We start from the raw sequence: 16,231 nt of genomic DNA, 5'->3' as shown, positions 1-16,231 counted from the left end.
ACGGCAAGTGGGCCAACGTGGTGCTGCTCAACAGGGACCTGTCCATCCGAACTGTGATGTTCAAGGGCAAGATTGTGGTGTAAATACTGCTGTGAACGCCGTCCCGACCGGGACGGCGTTCACAATATCCGAAGCCCGGCGGAGAGACTAGGCGTTGCCTTTTTCTCTCCGCCGGGCTATACTGTCTTTATCTATGCATTGAAAAGGAGCGTGAGGACGGTGTCTAAGACGCTGGTACTGGCGGAAAAGCCCTCCGTGGGCCGGGAGCTGGCCCGGGTGCTGGGCTGCAAACGCCCGGGAGAGGGCTGCCTGGAGGGGGACAGATACGTGGTCACCTGGGCCCTGGGCCATCTGGTGGAGCTGTCGCCCCCGGAGGCGTACGACAAGGAGTGGGCCAAGTGGGACATGCTCACCCTGCCCATGCTGCCCGAGAAGATGAAGACCCAGGTCATCCCACAGACCGGCCGCCAGTTTCGGGCCGTCCAGGCCCTGATGCGCCGGGGGGATATCTCCGACCTGGTCATCGCCACAGACTCGGGCCGGGAGGGCGAGCTGGTGGCCCGGTGGATTATGGAAAAGGCGGGCTGGAAGAAGCCGGCCAGGCGGCTGTGGATCTCCTCCCAGACCGACAAGGCCATCAAGGAGGGCTTCGCCCACCTGCGTCCGGCGGCGGAGTACGACAACCTGTTCCGCTCCGCCCGGGCCCGCAGCGAGGCAGACTGGCTGGTGGGCCTGAATGTGACGAGGGCCCTCACCTGCAAGTTCAACGCCCAGCTCTCCGCCGGACGGGTTCAGACCCCCACCCTGGCCCTTATCGTGGACCGGGAGCAGGAAATCCGCCGGTTCGTGCCCAAGGACTTCTTCACCCTGGCGGCCAAAACCCCCGGGTTCACCGCCACCTGGCGGGACAAGAAGGGCCAGGCCAGGATGTTTGACCGCGCCCAGGCCGAGGACCTGGCCAGGCGGCTGGAGGGCAGGACCGGCGTGCTCACCCAGGTAAAGCGGACCTGGAAGCAGACCCCGCCGCCCCCGGCCTACGACCTGACCGAGCTCCAGCGGGACGCCAACCGGAAGTACGCCTACTCCGCCAAGGAGACGCTGTCCATCATGCAGAATCTCTATGAGATTCACAAGGTGCTCACCTACCCCCGCACCGACTCCCGCTACATCTCCGACGACGTGGTGCCCACCCTGCCGGAGCGGCTGCGGAGCGTGATGGTGGACGAGTACAAGCCCCTGGCCCAGCAGATCATGCGCAGCCGTCCCCTCCAGACCCGGTACCTGGTCAACAACGCCAAGGTCACCGACCACCACGCCATCATCCCCACCGAGGAGCAGCCCGACCTGTGGCGGCTCACCGGGCCGGAGCGGAACATCTATGACCTGGTGGTCCGCCGGTTCCTGGCGGTGCTGCTGCCGCCCTTCACCTATGAGGAGATCCGCCTGACCATGACGGTGGATGGGGAGACCTTCACCGCCCGGGGCAAGATTGTAAAGGACCAGGGCTGGAAGGCGGCGTACAGCCGCTTCACCCTGGAGGAGGATGAGAATACCGCCGAGGACGAGGACGCGGAGCAGAACCTGCCGCCCCTGAACCAGGGGGACAGAATTCCCCTCACCGGGCTGCAGATCAACGCGGGCAAGACCGCGCCCCCCAAGCGGTACACCGAGGCCACCCTGCTTACCGCCATGGAGCACCCCCAGGCCCAGGTGAAGGACGCGGAGCAGTCCCGGATTCTGGAGGAGACCGGCGGCCTGGGCACCCCGGCCACCCGGGCGGACATCATCGAGAAGCTCTTCTCCGCCTTCTACATTGAGCGGCGGGGCAAGGAGCTCTGTCCCACCTCCAAGGGCATCCAGGTGGTGGAGCTGGCCCCCGCAGACCTGCGCAGCGCACAGCTCACCGCCAAATGGGAGAAGCGGCTGGGGGACATCGCCCAGGGCAGAGAGAAGGGGGACGCCTTTGTGGGGGAGATGCGGTCCTACGCCGCCCGGCTGGTGAGCGAGGTGAAGGCCAGCGACGCGTCCTACCACCACGACAACCAGACCCGCAGCCCCTGCCCCGACTGCGGCAAGTACCTGCTCAAGGTCAAGACCAAGCGGGGGGAGATGCTGGTGTGCCCAGACCGGGAGTGCGGCTACCGCCGGAGCGTCAAGCAGATCACCAACGCCCGCTGCCCCAACTGTCACAAGAAGATGGAGCTGCGGGGCGAGGGGGAGAAGCAGATGTTTGCCTGCGTGTGCGGCTACCGGGAGAAGCTGAGCGACTTCAAGAAGCGCCGCTCGGAGAAGTCCGCCGGCAAGGGGGACGTGCGCCGCTACCTGGAGCAGCAGGACCGCCGGGAGGAGCAGGGCTCCTCGGCCATGGCGGAGCAGCTGAAGAAGTGGCTGGAGCAGAGCGGAAAGGCATGATGGGTAAATAGAACGCGGAAAACGGCATAGGTACAGATTGACACGCAGAAAAAGGAGCGCGGTTTTTACAAAACCGCGCTCCTTTTTTGGGTTCAGGCTCTGTCGCCGGAGGCTTCCCGGTCCCGGAACAGGAGGGAAATGCACCACACGGCGGCCAGGCCCACCAGGGTATAGATAACCCGGGAGATGGCGCTGTCGGAGCCGCCGAAGGCAAAGGCCACCAGGTCGAATCCGAAAATGCCGATGCTGCCCCAGTTGAGCCCGCCGATAATGGCCAGGACCAGGGCAATTTTATCTATGATCATTGCGAAGAGACCTCCTCAGATTGGATTCCGAGGATAGCATCACCGGAAACGGCTGCAAATATACAGAGAGAGGCCGATTGAAAAAATGACAAAAAGCCGGCCGGCCTGAGCGGCAGGGTCAGATCAGCTGAATCTGCTTCCACTTGCCCCTCCAGAAGCGGACCAGGAAGAGAACCGCACGGACAATCCAGTCGCAGAACATGGCAATCCATACGCCCAGCAGGTGCAGGCCCGCCATGGGGATACCGAAGACGGCGTCGGCGCCCAGCACATAACTGAGGATGATGCGGCAGGTAAACATGGAGATGAGAGACACGCTCATGGTGAACATGGCGTCGCCGGCGGCCCGGAGGGCGTTGGGCAGGGTGAAGGACATAGGCCAGAAGATCAGAACGAACACAGAGTTCCACTGCAGTACCTGGGCGGCCATGGCGGCGGCTGGGACGCTCAGATTGAACAGGGTGACCAGCCAGTTGGCGCTGAAAAAGAGGATGACAGCCATGGTGCCCATGGAGATGTAAGTTATGATCATCAGCTTGCGGGTGTAGCGGACCGCCTGGTCCAGAAGCTGCGCACCCACGCACTGCCCTACCACGGTGACCATGGCCAGGCCGATGGCCTGTCCGGGCACGTTGATGACGCCGGCCACACTGTTGGCGATGGCGTTGGCGGCCACGGCGGAGCCCACCACCGCCAGATTGACCCCGGCGTCAAAGGAGGTGATGAGGCTGAGCACCATCAGCTTGCCCACCTGGAACAGGCCGTTTTCCAGGCCGGTGGGGATGCCGATGGTGAGGATGCGCCGCACCATGGCCCAGTGGAATTCGGGGCGGAACATGTGCTCAATGCGCAGGATGCAGTCCCTGTGCTGAAGCAGGAACAGAATGATCACCGCCGCCACGATGCGGGAGGTGAGGGTACCGATACCGGCGCCCAGGGACCCCATGCCGAAACCGAAAATCAGGATGGCGTTGACGGCGATGTTGACGATGTTGACAATCAGGGAGTTGAACATGGACACCTTGGAGTTGCCCATGGAGCGGAACAGGGCGGCGCCCGCGTTGTAGAGCGCCATAAAGGGGTAGGCCAGGGCGGTGGAGACAAAGTAGGCCACGGCGGAGTCCATCACATCGTCGTTGATGCTGCCGAAGATCAGGGAGAGCAGGTGCTCCCGAAAGATGAGGCACAGAATCATAATCACCGAGGAGAGAACCGTCACCGCATAGAGCAGCTGCTTGGCGGCGGTTCTGGCGTGCTCCGGCTCCTTGCGGCCCAGGTACTGGGACACAACCACCGCGCCGCCGGTGCTGAGGGCGGCGAAAATCTGAAGCATCAGGTTATTGATGTTGTCCACCAGGGAGACGCCGGACACGGCCGCCTCGCCGGCTGTGGTGACCATCACCGTGTCGGCCATACCCACGGACATCAAAAGGAATTGCTCAATTACCAGGGGGATAATCAGCCGCACCAGCATTTGATTGCTGAACAGCGGTTTATTCTGGACCGGCTGTTCCCTTTCGGCGCATTTGACCTGGGTCTGCTCCTCCATCTCCACGCCCTTCTCCTTTCGTACACACAAAAATTCTTGGTAGGGACGAATTTTTATTTTACCACCGGGCATGTGATTTACAAGATATGTTTTACACAAATTTTACCCATTTTTCCTGTGAGCCGTATAAGCGCGGGCGTCTGTGTCCAAAATAAAACGCGCCGGAACACTGGTGCATGCAAAATTACTACATATTGGATGGTGGTATCCTGTGCTGAAATGCAAGAAGAAAACTGACGGCCATACTCTGCGGCGGTGGGAGCTGGCCCTGCTGCTGGGCGTGGCGCTGGCGGCCCTGGCGGGGGGCGCGCTGGGCGCGGAGCAGTCCGCCCTGGCGGATAAGGTCATCCGGCTCCATGTCATTGCCAACTCCGACAGTCCGGCGGACCAGGCCCTCAAGCTCCAGGTCCGGGACCGGATTCTCTCCGAAGTGGGAGACCTGTTTGACCAGGGGCTGACCCAGGAAGAAGCGGAGGCGGCCATCACGGCGGAACTGGGCCGGCTGGCGGCCGCGGGGGCGGAGATGGTGGAGGAGGCCGGGTACGGCTATCCGGTCACCGCCTCCCTGGAGGAGAACGTGTGGTTTCCCACCAAGGGGTACCAGGACTTCGCCCTGCCCGCCGGGGAGTACACCGCCCTGCGCATCGTCATCGGCGAGGGCGGCGGACAGAACTGGTGGTGCGTGGTGTTTCCGCCCCTTTGCCTGGGCTCGGTCACCGAGACCACGGCGGAGACCGCCGCTGCGGCGGGCTTCAGCGAGGATGAAATCTCCCTCATTACCGGCGAAAACGAGGGGTATGTGGTCAAGTTCAAGGCCATGGAGCTGTGGGATCGGTTCTGCGCCTGGATAGACGGCCTGTAAAGCAATCGGAACAGCGGCGGAGCGGTGCTCCGCCGCTGCACTTTGTCGGAAAAGTCTCGCAGAGTTCCCGGGGCCGCAGCCACGGGAATCCAATCAAAATCCGTCATTTCCGGGGACATGCGCCTCGGAAATGACACTTCTCATGGCGGAAGGGACGACAATTTTGTAAAAATCGAGTCCCCTCCGCCATGCATCCTTCCTCGGGAAAGGTGCTTTGCACCTTTTCCGACAGCCTGGCGGCGGAGCGGTGCTCCGCCGCTGTTTTTTGCCGTTTGAGCCGGGGGTAGATAAGTCTGGAAAAATAGTGTATGATAATGTCTGCATGATAAGAGCCCAAAGGAATTCTTCCGTGAGGTATGTTCTATGACCGATTTATTTGAAAAATCCATTCACACCCTGGAGCTGCCCCGGGTCCTGGAGAAGCTGGCTGAGCAGGCGGTGACCGAGGAGGGCAAGGCGCGCTGCCTGGCTCTGCGGCCCCTCACCGACGCCGACGACGTCCGCCGCCTCCAGGCCGAGACCACCGCCGCCGTGAACATGACCGCCCTGCGGGGCAGCCCGTCCCTGTCGGGGGTGAAGCCGGTGGCGGCCTCCCTCCAGCGGGCGGACATGGGCGGCGCCCTCAACACCCGGGAGCTGCTGGACATCGCCGCCGTCCTCCGGGCGGCCCGCTCCGCCCGGGACTACGCCGCCGGGGAGAACAGCGGCAAGACCTGCATCGACCATCTCTTCGCCTCCCTCACCGCCAACCGGTTCCTGGAGGACAAGATTACCGCTTCCATCCCGGGAGAAAACGAGATCGCCGACTCGGCCAGCCCCGAGCTGGCCTCCATCCGGCGGCACATCCGGGCCACCTCCGCCAAGGTGCGGGACATTCTCCAAAAGCTCATCTCCTCCTCCCAGGCCAAGTATCTCCAGGAGCCCATCATCACCATGCGCTCCGACCGGTACGTGGTGCCCGTGCGCTCCGAGTGCAAGAACGACGTGCCCGGCCTGGTCCACGACGTGTCCTCCTCCGGCGGCACCTTCTTCATCGAGCCCATGGGCGTGGTGAAGGCCAACAACGAGCTGCGGGAGCTCCAGGCCGACGAGGAGAAGGAGATCGACCGGATTCTGGCCGAGCTGTCCGCCGAGTGCGCCGCCCACAGGGAGGACATCGCCCAGGACTACGACCTGCTGGTCATGCTGGACCTGATTTTCGCCCGGGCCAAGCTGTCCTACCGGATGCGGGCCAGCGAGCCCAGAATCGTCAGCCGGGGCATCTGCCTGCGGCAGGCCCGGCATCCCCTGCTGGACCCCAACAAGGCGGTGGCCAACGACCTGTACCTGGGGGAGAACTTTGACACCCTGGTCATCACCGGCCCCAACACCGGCGGCAAGACCGTCACCCTCAAGACCATCGGCCTGCTGACCCTGATGGCCCAGTGCGGCCTCCATATCCCGGTGGCGGACGACAGCACGGTGATGATCTTCGACCGGGTGCTCTCCGACATCGGCGACGAGCAGTCCATCGCCCAGAGCCTGTCCACCTTCTCCTCCCACATGGTGAACATTGTGGGTATCCTGAAGGAGGCGGACGATAAGACCCTCATCCTCTTCGACGAGCTGGGGGCGGGGACCGACCCGGTGGAGGGCGCCGCTCTGGCCGCCGCCATCATCGAGCGGTCCCGGGAGCTGGGGGCCCTGGTGGCCGCCACCACCCACTACGCCGAGCTGAAGGTGTACGCCATGACCACACCGGGGGTGGAGAACGCCTCCTGCGAGTTTGACGTCAACTCCCTGGCCCCCACCTACCGGCTCCTCATCGGCATCCCCGGCAAGTCCAACGCATTCGCCATCTCCGAGCGGCTGGGCCTGCCCAGGGAGATCATCGACAAGGCCGCCGCCCGCATCGACGCCGAGAACGTCCGCTTTGAGGACGTCATCAACCGCCTGGAGCAGCAGCGCCAGCAAATGGAGCAGGAGAAGGACCAGGCCCGGAAGCTGCGCCGGGAGATGGAGGACTCTGCCCGGGTGGCCCGGGAGTACCGGGACAAGCTGGAAAAGGAGCGGGCCAAGGCGGTGGAGAAGGCCCAGGCGGAGGCCCGGGCCATCCTGGACGAGGCGCGGAACACCGCCGACAGCGTGTTCAAGGAGCTCAACGAGATGCGCCGCCGCCAGCGGAAGGAAGAGGACTGGCAGAAGGTGAACGAGGAGCGGGCGGGCCTGCGCCAGCGGCTCAACCAGGCGGAGGACGCCCTGGGCACCCGTCCCGAGGAGCCCGCGCCGCCGCCCACCCGGCCCGCAAAAGCGGGGGACACGGTGGAGCTGGTGAAAATGGGAGGCACCAAGGCCCAGGTCCTGGCCGTCAACAGGGACGGCAGCCTCCAGCTCCAGGCGGGTATCCTGAAGATCACCGCCAAGCAGGACGAGGTCCGGGTTGCAGAGGAGGACGGCAGCAAGAAGCAGGCCCAGCGGATTATCCACCGGGCGGAGCGGCAGCTGCGCACCGTGGGCGCCTCCTCGGAGGTGGACCTGCGGGGCATGATGACCGACGAGGCCGTGGCCGCTCTGGACAGCTTCCTGGACAACGCCATGCTGGCCAAGCTGGAGACCGTCACCATCATCCACGGCAAGGGCACCGGCGCGGTGCGCAAAGCGGTGCGGGAGCACCTGAAGCGCAGCCGGTATGTGAAGTCCTTCCGGCCCGGCCGCTATGGTGAGGGTGAGGACGGCGTGACGGTGGCCGAGCTGCGGTGAAGAAGGCAGGCCTGGCTGGCCGCCAGGGGAAAACTCCACGTCCGCCCCGCAGGGCGGAGGGGGGCATCCGGGGGAACTGGTGCCCCCCGGACGGCGCGGCCGTAATACCCGCGTGCCCCGCAGGGCACGCCCGCGCCGTGAGGACGGCGTAACGGTGGCCGAGCTGCGGTGATGCACACTGTCCTTGGGCAGAGGACAGTGTCCGTACAAGAACGTACAAATTCAGGAAAATGTCTCCTTCCGTCAATTGAGAGAGAATGGTACCCGGATTTTGTGTAAAATGTCATTGACGATTTGGAACAAATTTGATATTCTATACAGGAAAGTGTGCGACTTCATAAACGCAACTTAGGGGGAAACGCTTATGTATATGAAAGAGGCAGTCGTAAACAATCAGGTCGGCCTGCACGCAAGACCCGCCACATTCTTCATCCAGAAGGCTAACGAGTTCAAGAGTTCCATCTGGGTTGAGAAGGAAGAGCGACGGGTGAACGCTAAGAGCCTGCTGGGTGTACTCTCCCTCGGCGTCGTGAAGGGAACCTCCATCAACCTCATCGCCGACGGCCCCGATGAGAAAGAGGCGGTCGAAGCTCTGGTGGAGCTGATCGCATCCAACTTCTCTGAGTAACACCATCCCACAAAAAGCGCCGCAATACTGCGGCGCTTTTTTTATCCGCGGGGCATGAGAAGGCCCGTAGGCAGGGGAGGGCAGGAATTACAATCTATGACATTTGACGAACTGAAAGAAAAAGCGCATGCCCAGTCCCAAATGCGCGGGCGCATTTGGGGCCCCGGGAAAAGATAACATCTGCACGGGGCGAGTGAATCGCCCCGGCATCAAGGTTTTGCGCTGCAAAACGCTTGGACGGCACAGAGCGCCGGGGCGCTGGCGCGCCCAGCGGCAGGGCATGAAAGGAAGTCCGGCAGACAGGGGAAGGCAGGAGCAGCATCTATGACATTTGACGAACTGAAAGAAAAAGCGCATGCCCTGCCGCTGAAGCCGGGCGTGTATATCATGCAGGACAAGCGCAACGTGGTCATCTATGTGGGCAAGGCCAAGGCGCTGAAGAACCGGGTGAGCCAGTACTTTGCCGACCTGGCCTCCCACACGGAGAAGACCCGGGCCATGGTCAGCCAGATTGACCACTTCGACGTCATCGTGGCGGACAGCGAGTTTGAGGCCCTGGTGCTGGAGAGCTCCCTCATCAAGCGCCACCAGCCCCATTACAATATCCTCCTCAAGGACGACAAGGGGTACCCCTATATCCGCCTCACCGTCAACGAGGACTATCCCCGGTTCTCCCTGGCCAACAAGACGGCGGACGACGGGGCCCGCTACTTCGGGCCCTACGGCAGCCGGGGCAGCACCCAGGGCATTGTCGACGCCCTCCGGGCCGCCCTCAAGCTGCCCTCCTGCAACCGGAAATTTCCCCGGGACATCGGCAGGGAGCGGCCCTGCCTGAACTACCATATGGGCCTGTGCGACGGCTACTGCCGCTTCGGCATGCCCCAGGAGCGGTACCGGGAGGCCATCGACCAGGCCATCCGGCTGCTGGAGGGACAGTTCAAGGAGGTGGGGGAGGAGCTCCAGGCCGAGATGGAGCGGGCGGCGGAGGAGCTGAGGTTTGAGAAGGCCGCCGAGCTGCGGGACCGGTACAGGGCCATCGAGCTGCTGGGCAAGCGGCAGAAGGTGATGGCGGGCAGCCTGGCGGACACCGACGTGGTGGGCTTCCACCGGGGCACGGCCAAGAGCTGCTTCGTGGTGCTCCACTATGTGGGCGGCGAGCTGGCCGCCAAGGACTGGGACCTGATGGAGACCCCCATGGAGGAGGAGATTGCCGACGCGGTCTCCGCCCTGGTGCGGCAGTACTACGGGGAGCGGAGCCAGCTGCCCAGGCAGATTCTCCTGCCCTGCGAGATTGAGGACGAGGCGCCACTGGCCCGGCTGCTGTCCGAGCACGCGGGCCGGCGGGTAAACCTGGTCACCCCCCAGCGGGGCGCCAAGGTGGACCTGATCCGCCTGGCCAACAAGAACGCGGAGGAGGAGGTGGCCCGCTGGACCACCAAGGAGGAGCGGACCTCCAAGCTGCTGGAGCTGCTGGCCAAAATGCTCAGGCTGGACAGGCCGCCCATGCGGATGGAGAGCTACGACATCTCCAACCAGGGGGCCGACGACATTGTGGCCTCCATGGTGGTCTATCAGAACGCCCGGCCCCTGAAGCGGGACTACCGCCGCTTCAAGCTCAAGGACATGGACGCCCCCGACGACTACGCCTCCATGGAGCAGGTGCTCACCCGCCGCTTCAGGCGCTACCTGGACGGGGACGAGAAGTTCAGGGATTTGCCCGACCTGCTCCTCATCGACGGCGGCGAGAACCACGCCAAAGTGGCGGTGAAGGTGCTGGAGACCCTGGGGCTGTCCATCCCGGTGTTCGGCATGGTAAAGGACGACCGGCACCGCACCCGGGCCCTGGTCACGCCGGAGGGCCGGGAGATCGGCATCCAGGCCAATCAGGCGGTGTTCTCCCTCATCGGCCAGATTCAGGAGGAGACCCACCGCTTTGCCATTGAGTTCCACCGCCAGCAGCAGAACCAGCGGGTGAAGGGCTCGGTGCTGGACAAAATCCCCGGCGTGGGTGAAAAGCGCCGGACAGAGCTGCTGAAACACTTCAAAAGCGTCAAGAATATCAAGGCCGCCACCCTGGAAGAGCTGGAGGCGGCGGTACCCAAGAACACGGCCAAGGCCGTCTACGACTACTTCCGGGGGGCGCAGGAGCAGCCCGGCCCGGAGGACGGGAAAGGATGAGAGACCATGCGCGTCATCACAGGAACGGCCCGGGGCCGGCGGCTCAGGGAGCTGCCCGGCATGGAGACTCGGCCCACCACCGACAAGGTGAAGGAGTCCATTTTCAACATCGTGCAGTTTGACGTGGAGGGCCGGAAGGTGCTGGACCTCTTCGGCGGAACCGGCCAGCTGGGCATCGAGGCCCTGTCCCGGGGGGCGGAGCGGTGCACCTTTGTGGACCTGCGAAAGGAGGCCGCCGCCGTCATCCGGGAGAATGTAAAAACCTGCGGCTTTGAGGACCGGAGCCGGGTGGTGCAGGGGGACGGCGTGGCCTTCCTCACCGGCTGCCGGGAGAAGTTCGACCTGGTCTTTCTGGACCCGCCCTATGCCTCCGGCCTGCTGGACAGGGCGCTGGAGGCTATCTCCAAGATTGACATCATGTCCGAGAATGGTATAATAGTCTGCGAAAGCGGGGCGGAACAGGTTCTGCCTGAGCTCAGCACCCCCTATGAGAAGGGGCGGGAGTACCGCTACGGCAAGATTAAGGTGACGCTGTACCGGCGGACCGTATAATTTTTCCCCACGGCAAGGAGAGATTCCATTGAAGACAGCGGTATATCCCGGCAGCTTCGACCCCATTACCCTGGGTCACCTGAACGTGATCAAGCGTGCGGCGGTCTGTTTTGACAAGCTCATCGTCTGTGTGATGGTGAATTCCGAGAAGGAAAACAGAGGCCTCTTCACCCCTGAGGAGCGGGTGGAGCTTATCCACAGGGTGGTGGACCGCCTGCCCAACGTGGAGGTGGACCGGTCCTCCGGCCTGCTGGCGGAGTACGCCGAGCGGGTGGGCGCCTGCGTGGTGGTCAAGGGCCTGCGGGCCGTGTCCGACTACGAGAAGGAGGTCCAGATGGCCCTCATCAACCGCAAGCTCAATCCACAGCTGGACACTATGTTCCTGCCCTCCAGCGCCAAGTATACCTACCTGAGCTCCAGCGTGGTGAAGGAGATGGCCTACTACGGGGCGGACCTGTCCGACTTTGTCCCCCGGGAGATTATCAACGACGTGAACGAAAAGATGAAAAGCAGGAGGAACGGATAAATGGCGACTGGCGTGGAAGAACTGCTGGACATGCTCTATGAGCTGATTGACGAGGCCAAGAGCGTGCCTCTGGCCAGCGATAAGTGCATTATTGAGCGGGACAAGGCCCTTGACCTGCTGGATGATATCAAGGCCCAGTTCCCCATGGAGCTCAGCGAGGCCAAGAAGCTCATCGCGGCCCGCACCGACTATATCGCCTCCGCCAAGCGCGAGGCGGACCTGATCCGCAAGCAGGCGGAGGACCAGGCCAGGCAGATGCTCTCCGAGGAGGAGATTATGGCCCGGGCCAAGCAGAAGTCCAGCGAGATCTTGCGGCAGACCGAGGATCGCGCCAGGGAGCTGCGCAAGTCGGCCAACGACTACTGCGAGGACGCGCTCCGCCGCACGGAGGAGGCCATCGGCGAGGCCTACGAGGAGCTGAAGGCCAGCCGGAACAAGTTCCGGGCCGCCAGCGCCGCATCCGGCGCGCCCCAGCGTCCCTCCTTCGACGTGGCCGTGGAGAACGATTAAAAGAGAATTTCAGCCCAAAAGCGCACCCCAATCGTTAGGCAGCAAAAGATACTGCGTAATGGTTGGGGTGCTTTTGGCATAGGAAGATATTTCACCCAGTTCATACTTGTGAACATGGCGTTCCGGTGGTATAATATTTCGACTGATTTCAGGAAGGGCGGATCTATCATGACCTACAAAGAAGAATTCATCACCTTTATGGTGCGCTCCGGCGTGCTGACCTTCGGAGACTTCACCACCAAGTCCGGCCGCAAGACCCCCTACTTCATCAACACCGGCAACTACAAGACCGGCGCCCAGGCCTCCAAGCTGGGTGACTACTACGCCGCCTGCATTCAGGAGAACCTGCCTGACGGCGTGGACTGTCTCTTCGGGCCCGCCTACAAGGGCATCCCCCTGGCGGTGGCGGCGGCCTCCAGCCTGTACCGCAATTACGGCCGGGACCTGCCCTACTGCTTTAACCGCAAGGAGGCCAAGGACCACGGCGAGGGAGGCTCCATGGTGGGCTACAAGCCCCAGGCCGGGGACAAGGTGGTCATTGTGGAGGATGTGGTCACCGCCGGCACCGCTGTCCGGGAGACCATTGAGCTGTTCAAGCACGTGGCCGATGTGAACCTGACCGCCCTGGTGGTGTCCGTGGACCGGATGGAGCGGGGCACCGGCGACAAGACCACTCTGGACGAGCTGCGGGAGGAGCACGGCATCCGGGTATTCCCCATTGTCACCGTCCGCGAGGTCATCGCCTTCCTCCACAACAACCCGGTGGACGGCAAGGTGTATATCGACGACGACATGAAGGCCCGCATGGAAGCTTATTTAGCGGAGTACGGCGCCCGGGCCTGAGGATAGGCGAAGACCTCCGCGGGCAATTCCCCGCGGAGGTCTTCGTGCCTCTGGTGCATGACATGAGAGGAGGGAAGATATGGCCGACCATACGGGACACAGAGACCGGCTGCGGAAGGAATTTATGGCCCGGCCGGAGTCCTTCCCCGACCACAAGGTGCTGGAGCTGCTGCTGTTCTATGTGCTGCCCCGGCAGGACACCAATCCGCTGGCCCACGACCTGCTGGACCGGTTCGGCTCCCTCCAGGGCGTGCTGGACGCCAAACCCGAGGCCCTGGCCCAGGTGAAGGGCGTGGGAGAGCGGGCGGCGGTGCTCTTCCGTGCTGTCAAGGAGCTGGGCAGGCGGTACGGCGCGTCCCGCGCCAGCGTGGAGGACATTGTGGACTCCACCCGGGCCGCCCGTGAGGTGTTCGCGCCGCTGTTCTACGGCGCACGGAATGAGATGGTCTTTCTCCTGTGCATGGACGGCAAGGGCAAGTACCTGGGCTGCCCCAAGGTGGGGGAGGGGAACGTGAACGCCGCCGAGATTACCGCCCGGTCCATTGTGGAGGCCGCCCTCAACCACAATGCCGCCCGGGTCATTCTGGCCCACAACCATGTGTCCGGCCTGGCCCTGCCCTCCGACGAGGACAAGCAGACCACCCTCTATCTCCGCAGTCTCCTCAGTCAGGTGGGCGTGGTTCTTGTCGACCACCTGATTTTTGTGGATGACGATATGGTGTCCATGCGTGACAGCGGTTTTCTGGTGGAAATCATATAAATCGGAAAAAAGAGGTTGCAATAGAACATACGTTTTGATAGAATGAATGTACGAGTTGATGGTATGCCCAAATTTGAGGTAGTCAGCGAATACAAGCCTGCGGGCGATCAGCCCCAGGCTATTGAGGCCCTGGCCAACGGCGTGGAGCTGGGGCTCCAGGAGCAGACCCTGCTGGGCGTCACCGGCTCCGGCAAGACCTTTACCATGGCCAAGACCATCGAGAAGCTCCAGCGGCCCACCCTGGTGCTGGCCCACAACAAGACCCTGGCCGCCCAGCTGTGCGCCGAGTTCAAGGAGTTTTTCCCCAACAACGCGGTGGAATATTTTGTCTCCTACTACGACTACTACCAGCCCGAGGCCTATATCCCCCACACCGACACCTTCATCGAAAAGGACGCCGCCACAAATGACGAGATTGACCGCCTGCGGCTGTCCGCCACCTGCGCACTGCTGGAGCGCCGGGACGTGATTGTGGTGTCCTCGGTCTCCTGCATCTACGGCCTGGGTGAGCCAGAAGACTTTGCCAAGATGATGGTCTCTCTCCGGGTGGGCATGGAGATGAAGCGGGATGTGCTTCTCAAGCGCCTGGTGGAAATCCGCTACGAGCGCAACGACATCGCCTTTGAGCGGAACATGTTCCGGGTTCGGGGCGACACGGTGGAGATCTATCCCGCCTACTGGAAGGACTCGGCCATCCGGGTGGAGTTCTTCGGGGACGAGATTGACCGCATCAGCGAGGTCAATGCCGTCACCGGCACCCCCATCCGCATCCTCAACCACGTGCCCATCTGGCCCGCCACCCATTACGTCACCCCCAAGGAGAAGATGGACGCCGCCATCGGCGAGATTTATAAGGAGCTGGAGGAGCGGGTGGCCTTCTTCGAGCGGGAGAACAAGCTGTTGGAGGCCCAGCGGCTCAAGCAGCGGGTGATGTACGACATTGAGATGATGCAGGAGCTGGGCTACTGCTCCGGCATTGAGAATTACTCCCGGGTCATCGAGGGCCGCCCCGCCGGCACGCCCCCCCACACCCTGCTGGACTACTTCCCCAAGGACTTCCTCCTGTTCATCGACGAGAGCCACGTCACCCTGCCCCAGGTGCGGGCCATGTACAACGGCGACCACGCCCGCAAGACCACCCTGGTGGACTACGGCTTCCGCCTGCCCTGTGCCTACGACAACCGGCCGCTGAAGTTTGACGAGTTCGAGCAGCGGGTCAACCAGGTCATCTACGTCTCGGCCACCCCCGGCGAGTACGAGCGCACCCGGTCCGGCCAGATTGTGGAGCAGGTCATCCGGCCCACCGGCCTGCTGGATCCCCGCATCGAGGTCCGCCCGGTGGAGGGCCAGATCGACGACCTCATCGGCGAGATCAACGCCCGCACCGAGCGGAAGGAGCGGGTGCTGGTCACCACCCTCACCAAACGGATGGCCGAGGATCTCACCGCCTATCTGAAAAACGCGGGCATCAAGGTCCGCTATATGCACCACGACATCGACACCATTGAGCGGCAGGAGATCATCCGGGACCTGCGTCTGGGCGTGTTCGACGTACTGGTGGGCATCAACCTGCTGCGGGAGGGCCTGGACCTGCCCGAGGTGAGCCTGGTGGCCATTCTGGATGCGGACAAGGAGGGCTTCCTCCGCAGCGAGACCTCCCTCATCCAGACTATCGGCCGGGCCGCCCGAAACGCCGACGGCCTGGTGGTCATGTACGCCGACAAGGTTACCCCCTCCATGCGCGCCGCCATCGATGAGACCGAGCGCCGCCGGGAGAAGCAGGACGCCTTCAATAAGGCCCACGGCATTGTGCCCAAGACAGTGGTCAAGTCGGTACGCAACCTCATCGAGCTGTCCGGCGAGGTGGAGGAGACCAAGAAGTTCGACTTCAGCCAGAAGCAGATGACCAAGCAGCAGCGCCTGGAGGCCATCGCCAAGCTGGAGAAGGAGATGAAGGAGGCCTCCAAGATGCTGGAGTTCGAGTACGCCGCCATTCTGAGAGACAAGATCATCAAGCTGCGGGGGGAGGGATGAGAGCCCCCCGCGGCGGCGCACCGCTGGAGCCCGCCCTGCTCCTGGCGCTGCTGGGCGTGGTTCAGCCGCCCCTCCATATGCTGCTGGCCGTCCTGCTCCGGGCCGCCGGAGGAGAGCGAAGTGAGGCGCTGGTATTCGGCTTCCTGACCGGGACGATCCTCTGGGCGGCATTGGGGGCGGTTTCGCTGGCCGTAAGGCGGCGCAGCCCTTCCGCAAGCCCGGGGCGCCGGGTTGCCGGAATACTGAGCTGGGCGGGGCTGATACTGCTGGCCTGCCTGCTGGTGTTTGCCCTGAACACAGTTTTTTATGGCTTCTTATAGACAGAGAGAAAGC

Annotated in this window: 14 protein-coding genes; 12 read left to right on the top strand and 2 right to left on the bottom strand. The window is 63.1% G+C overall.

The window, feature by feature from the left end; genetic code table 11:
• Positions 1-219 precede the first annotated feature (219 nt).
• Positions 220-2,412: a DNA topoisomerase III gene (locus QZY67_RS08410; protein ID WP_295369692.1), complete on the top strand. Its 2,193-nt coding sequence runs from the start codon at positions 220-222 to the stop codon at positions 2,410-2,412.
• A 92-nt stretch (positions 2,413-2,504) separates the two neighbouring features.
• Here the strand turns inward: QZY67_RS08410 and QZY67_RS08405 are convergent, their stop codons facing one another.
• Complete coding sequence (locus QZY67_RS08405; protein WP_295369691.1) at positions 2,505-2,717, bottom strand: DUF378 domain-containing protein; 213 nt, start codon at positions 2,715-2,717, stop codon at positions 2,505-2,507.
• Between the two features lie 118 nt (positions 2,718-2,835).
• Complete coding sequence (locus QZY67_RS08400; protein ID WP_295369693.1) at positions 2,836-4,266, bottom strand: MATE family efflux transporter; 1,431 nt, start codon at positions 4,264-4,266, stop codon at positions 2,836-2,838.
• Positions 4,267-4,477: 211 nt separating this feature from the next.
• On the opposite strand from QZY67_RS08400, the gene spoIIR reads away from it, so the two are divergent.
• The 11 genes from spoIIR (at position 4,478) to QZY67_RS08345 (ending at position 16,218) form a co-directional block, all read left to right on the top strand.
• The gene (spoIIR, locus tag QZY67_RS08395) at positions 4,478-5,128 is read left to right on the top strand and encodes a stage II sporulation protein R (protein WP_295369690.1); all 651 of its coding nucleotides are present in this window, start codon (positions 4,478-4,480) and stop codon (positions 5,126-5,128) included.
• A 363-nt stretch (positions 5,129-5,491) separates the two neighbouring features.
• Positions 5,492-7,867, top strand: coding sequence for an endonuclease MutS2 (locus tag QZY67_RS08390; RefSeq protein ID WP_294533802.1), 2,376 nt, complete (start codon positions 5,492-5,494; stop codon positions 7,865-7,867).
• 364 nt (positions 7,868-8,231) lie between these two features.
• Positions 8,232-8,495, top strand: a complete 264-nt coding sequence (locus QZY67_RS08385; RefSeq protein WP_295369689.1) for an HPr family phosphocarrier protein — start codon at positions 8,232-8,234, stop codon at positions 8,493-8,495.
• 324 nt (positions 8,496-8,819) lie between these two features.
• Positions 8,820-10,673, top strand: coding sequence for an excinuclease ABC subunit UvrC (gene uvrC / locus QZY67_RS08380; RefSeq protein ID WP_295369688.1), 1,854 nt, complete (start codon positions 8,820-8,822; stop codon positions 10,671-10,673).
• Between the two features lie 6 nt (positions 10,674-10,679).
• Positions 10,680-11,225, top strand: a complete 546-nt coding sequence (gene rsmD / locus QZY67_RS08375) for a 16S rRNA (guanine(966)-N(2))-methyltransferase RsmD (RefSeq protein WP_295369687.1) — start codon at positions 10,680-10,682, stop codon at positions 11,223-11,225.
• A gap of 28 nt (positions 11,226-11,253) precedes the next feature.
• Positions 11,254-11,751: a pantetheine-phosphate adenylyltransferase gene (gene coaD, locus QZY67_RS08370; protein ID WP_295369686.1), complete on the top strand. Its 498-nt coding sequence runs from the start codon at positions 11,254-11,256 to the stop codon at positions 11,749-11,751.
• Entirely contained in the window at positions 11,752-12,261 is a 510-nt protein-coding gene (locus tag QZY67_RS08365; protein WP_295369685.1) for a hypothetical protein, read from the top strand.
• A 165-nt stretch (positions 12,262-12,426) separates the two neighbouring features.
• Positions 12,427-13,104, top strand: a complete 678-nt coding sequence (gene pyrE, locus QZY67_RS08360) for an orotate phosphoribosyltransferase (RefSeq protein WP_366448957.1) — start codon at positions 12,427-12,429, stop codon at positions 13,102-13,104.
• Positions 13,105-13,183: 79 nt separating this feature from the next.
• Positions 13,184-13,864, top strand: a complete 681-nt coding sequence (locus QZY67_RS08355; protein ID WP_295369683.1) for a JAB domain-containing protein — start codon at positions 13,184-13,186, stop codon at positions 13,862-13,864.
• Positions 13,865-13,927: 63 nt separating this feature from the next.
• The gene (gene uvrB / locus QZY67_RS08350) at positions 13,928-15,898 is read left to right on the top strand and encodes an excinuclease ABC subunit UvrB (RefSeq protein WP_295369682.1); all 1,971 of its coding nucleotides are present in this window, start codon (positions 13,928-13,930) and stop codon (positions 15,896-15,898) included.
• Positions 15,895-16,218, top strand: a complete 324-nt coding sequence (locus tag QZY67_RS08345) for a hypothetical protein (RefSeq protein ID WP_295369681.1) — start codon at positions 15,895-15,897, stop codon at positions 16,216-16,218. The genes uvrB and QZY67_RS08345 overlap by 4 nt, the downstream gene beginning before the upstream one ends.
• The last annotated feature ends 13 nt before the right edge of the window (positions 16,219-16,231 follow it).

The organism is uncultured Pseudoflavonifractor sp., assembly GCA_904419835.1.
In the GTDB taxonomy this organism is placed as follows: domain Bacteria; phylum Bacillota; class Clostridia; order Oscillospirales; family Oscillospiraceae; genus Pseudoflavonifractor.
This window is presented reverse-complemented; position numbering and strand designations above follow the sequence as displayed.

Excerpts from the sequence above, each read along its gene's own strand:
- QZY67_RS08345 (WP_295369681.1), top strand. The coding sequence starts at position 15,895 with ATGAGAGCCCCCCGCGGCGGCGCACCGCTGGAGCCCGCCCTGCTCCTG.
- QZY67_RS08400 (WP_295369693.1), bottom strand. The coding sequence starts at position 4,266 with ATGGAGGAGCAGACCCAGGTCAAATGCGCCGAAAGGGAACAGCCGGTC.
- QZY67_RS08365 (WP_295369685.1), top strand. The coding sequence starts at position 11,752 with ATGGCGACTGGCGTGGAAGAACTGCTGGACATGCTCTATGAGCTGATT.
- QZY67_RS08405 (WP_295369691.1), bottom strand. The coding sequence starts at position 2,717 with ATGATCATAGATAAAATTGCCCTGGTCCTGGCCATTATCGGCGGGCTC.
- uvrC (WP_295369688.1), top strand. The coding sequence starts at position 8,820 with ATGACATTTGACGAACTGAAAGAAAAAGCGCATGCCCTGCCGCTGAAG.
- QZY67_RS08385 (WP_295369689.1), top strand. The coding sequence starts at position 8,232 with ATGTATATGAAAGAGGCAGTCGTAAACAATCAGGTCGGCCTGCACGCA.
- QZY67_RS08355 (WP_295369683.1), top strand. The coding sequence starts at position 13,184 with ATGGCCGACCATACGGGACACAGAGACCGGCTGCGGAAGGAATTTATG.
- rsmD (WP_295369687.1), top strand. The coding sequence starts at position 10,680 with ATGCGCGTCATCACAGGAACGGCCCGGGGCCGGCGGCTCAGGGAGCTG.
- uvrB (WP_295369682.1), top strand. The coding sequence starts at position 13,928 with ATGCCCAAATTTGAGGTAGTCAGCGAATACAAGCCTGCGGGCGATCAG.
- QZY67_RS08390 (WP_294533802.1), top strand. The coding sequence starts at position 5,492 with ATGACCGATTTATTTGAAAAATCCATTCACACCCTGGAGCTGCCCCGG.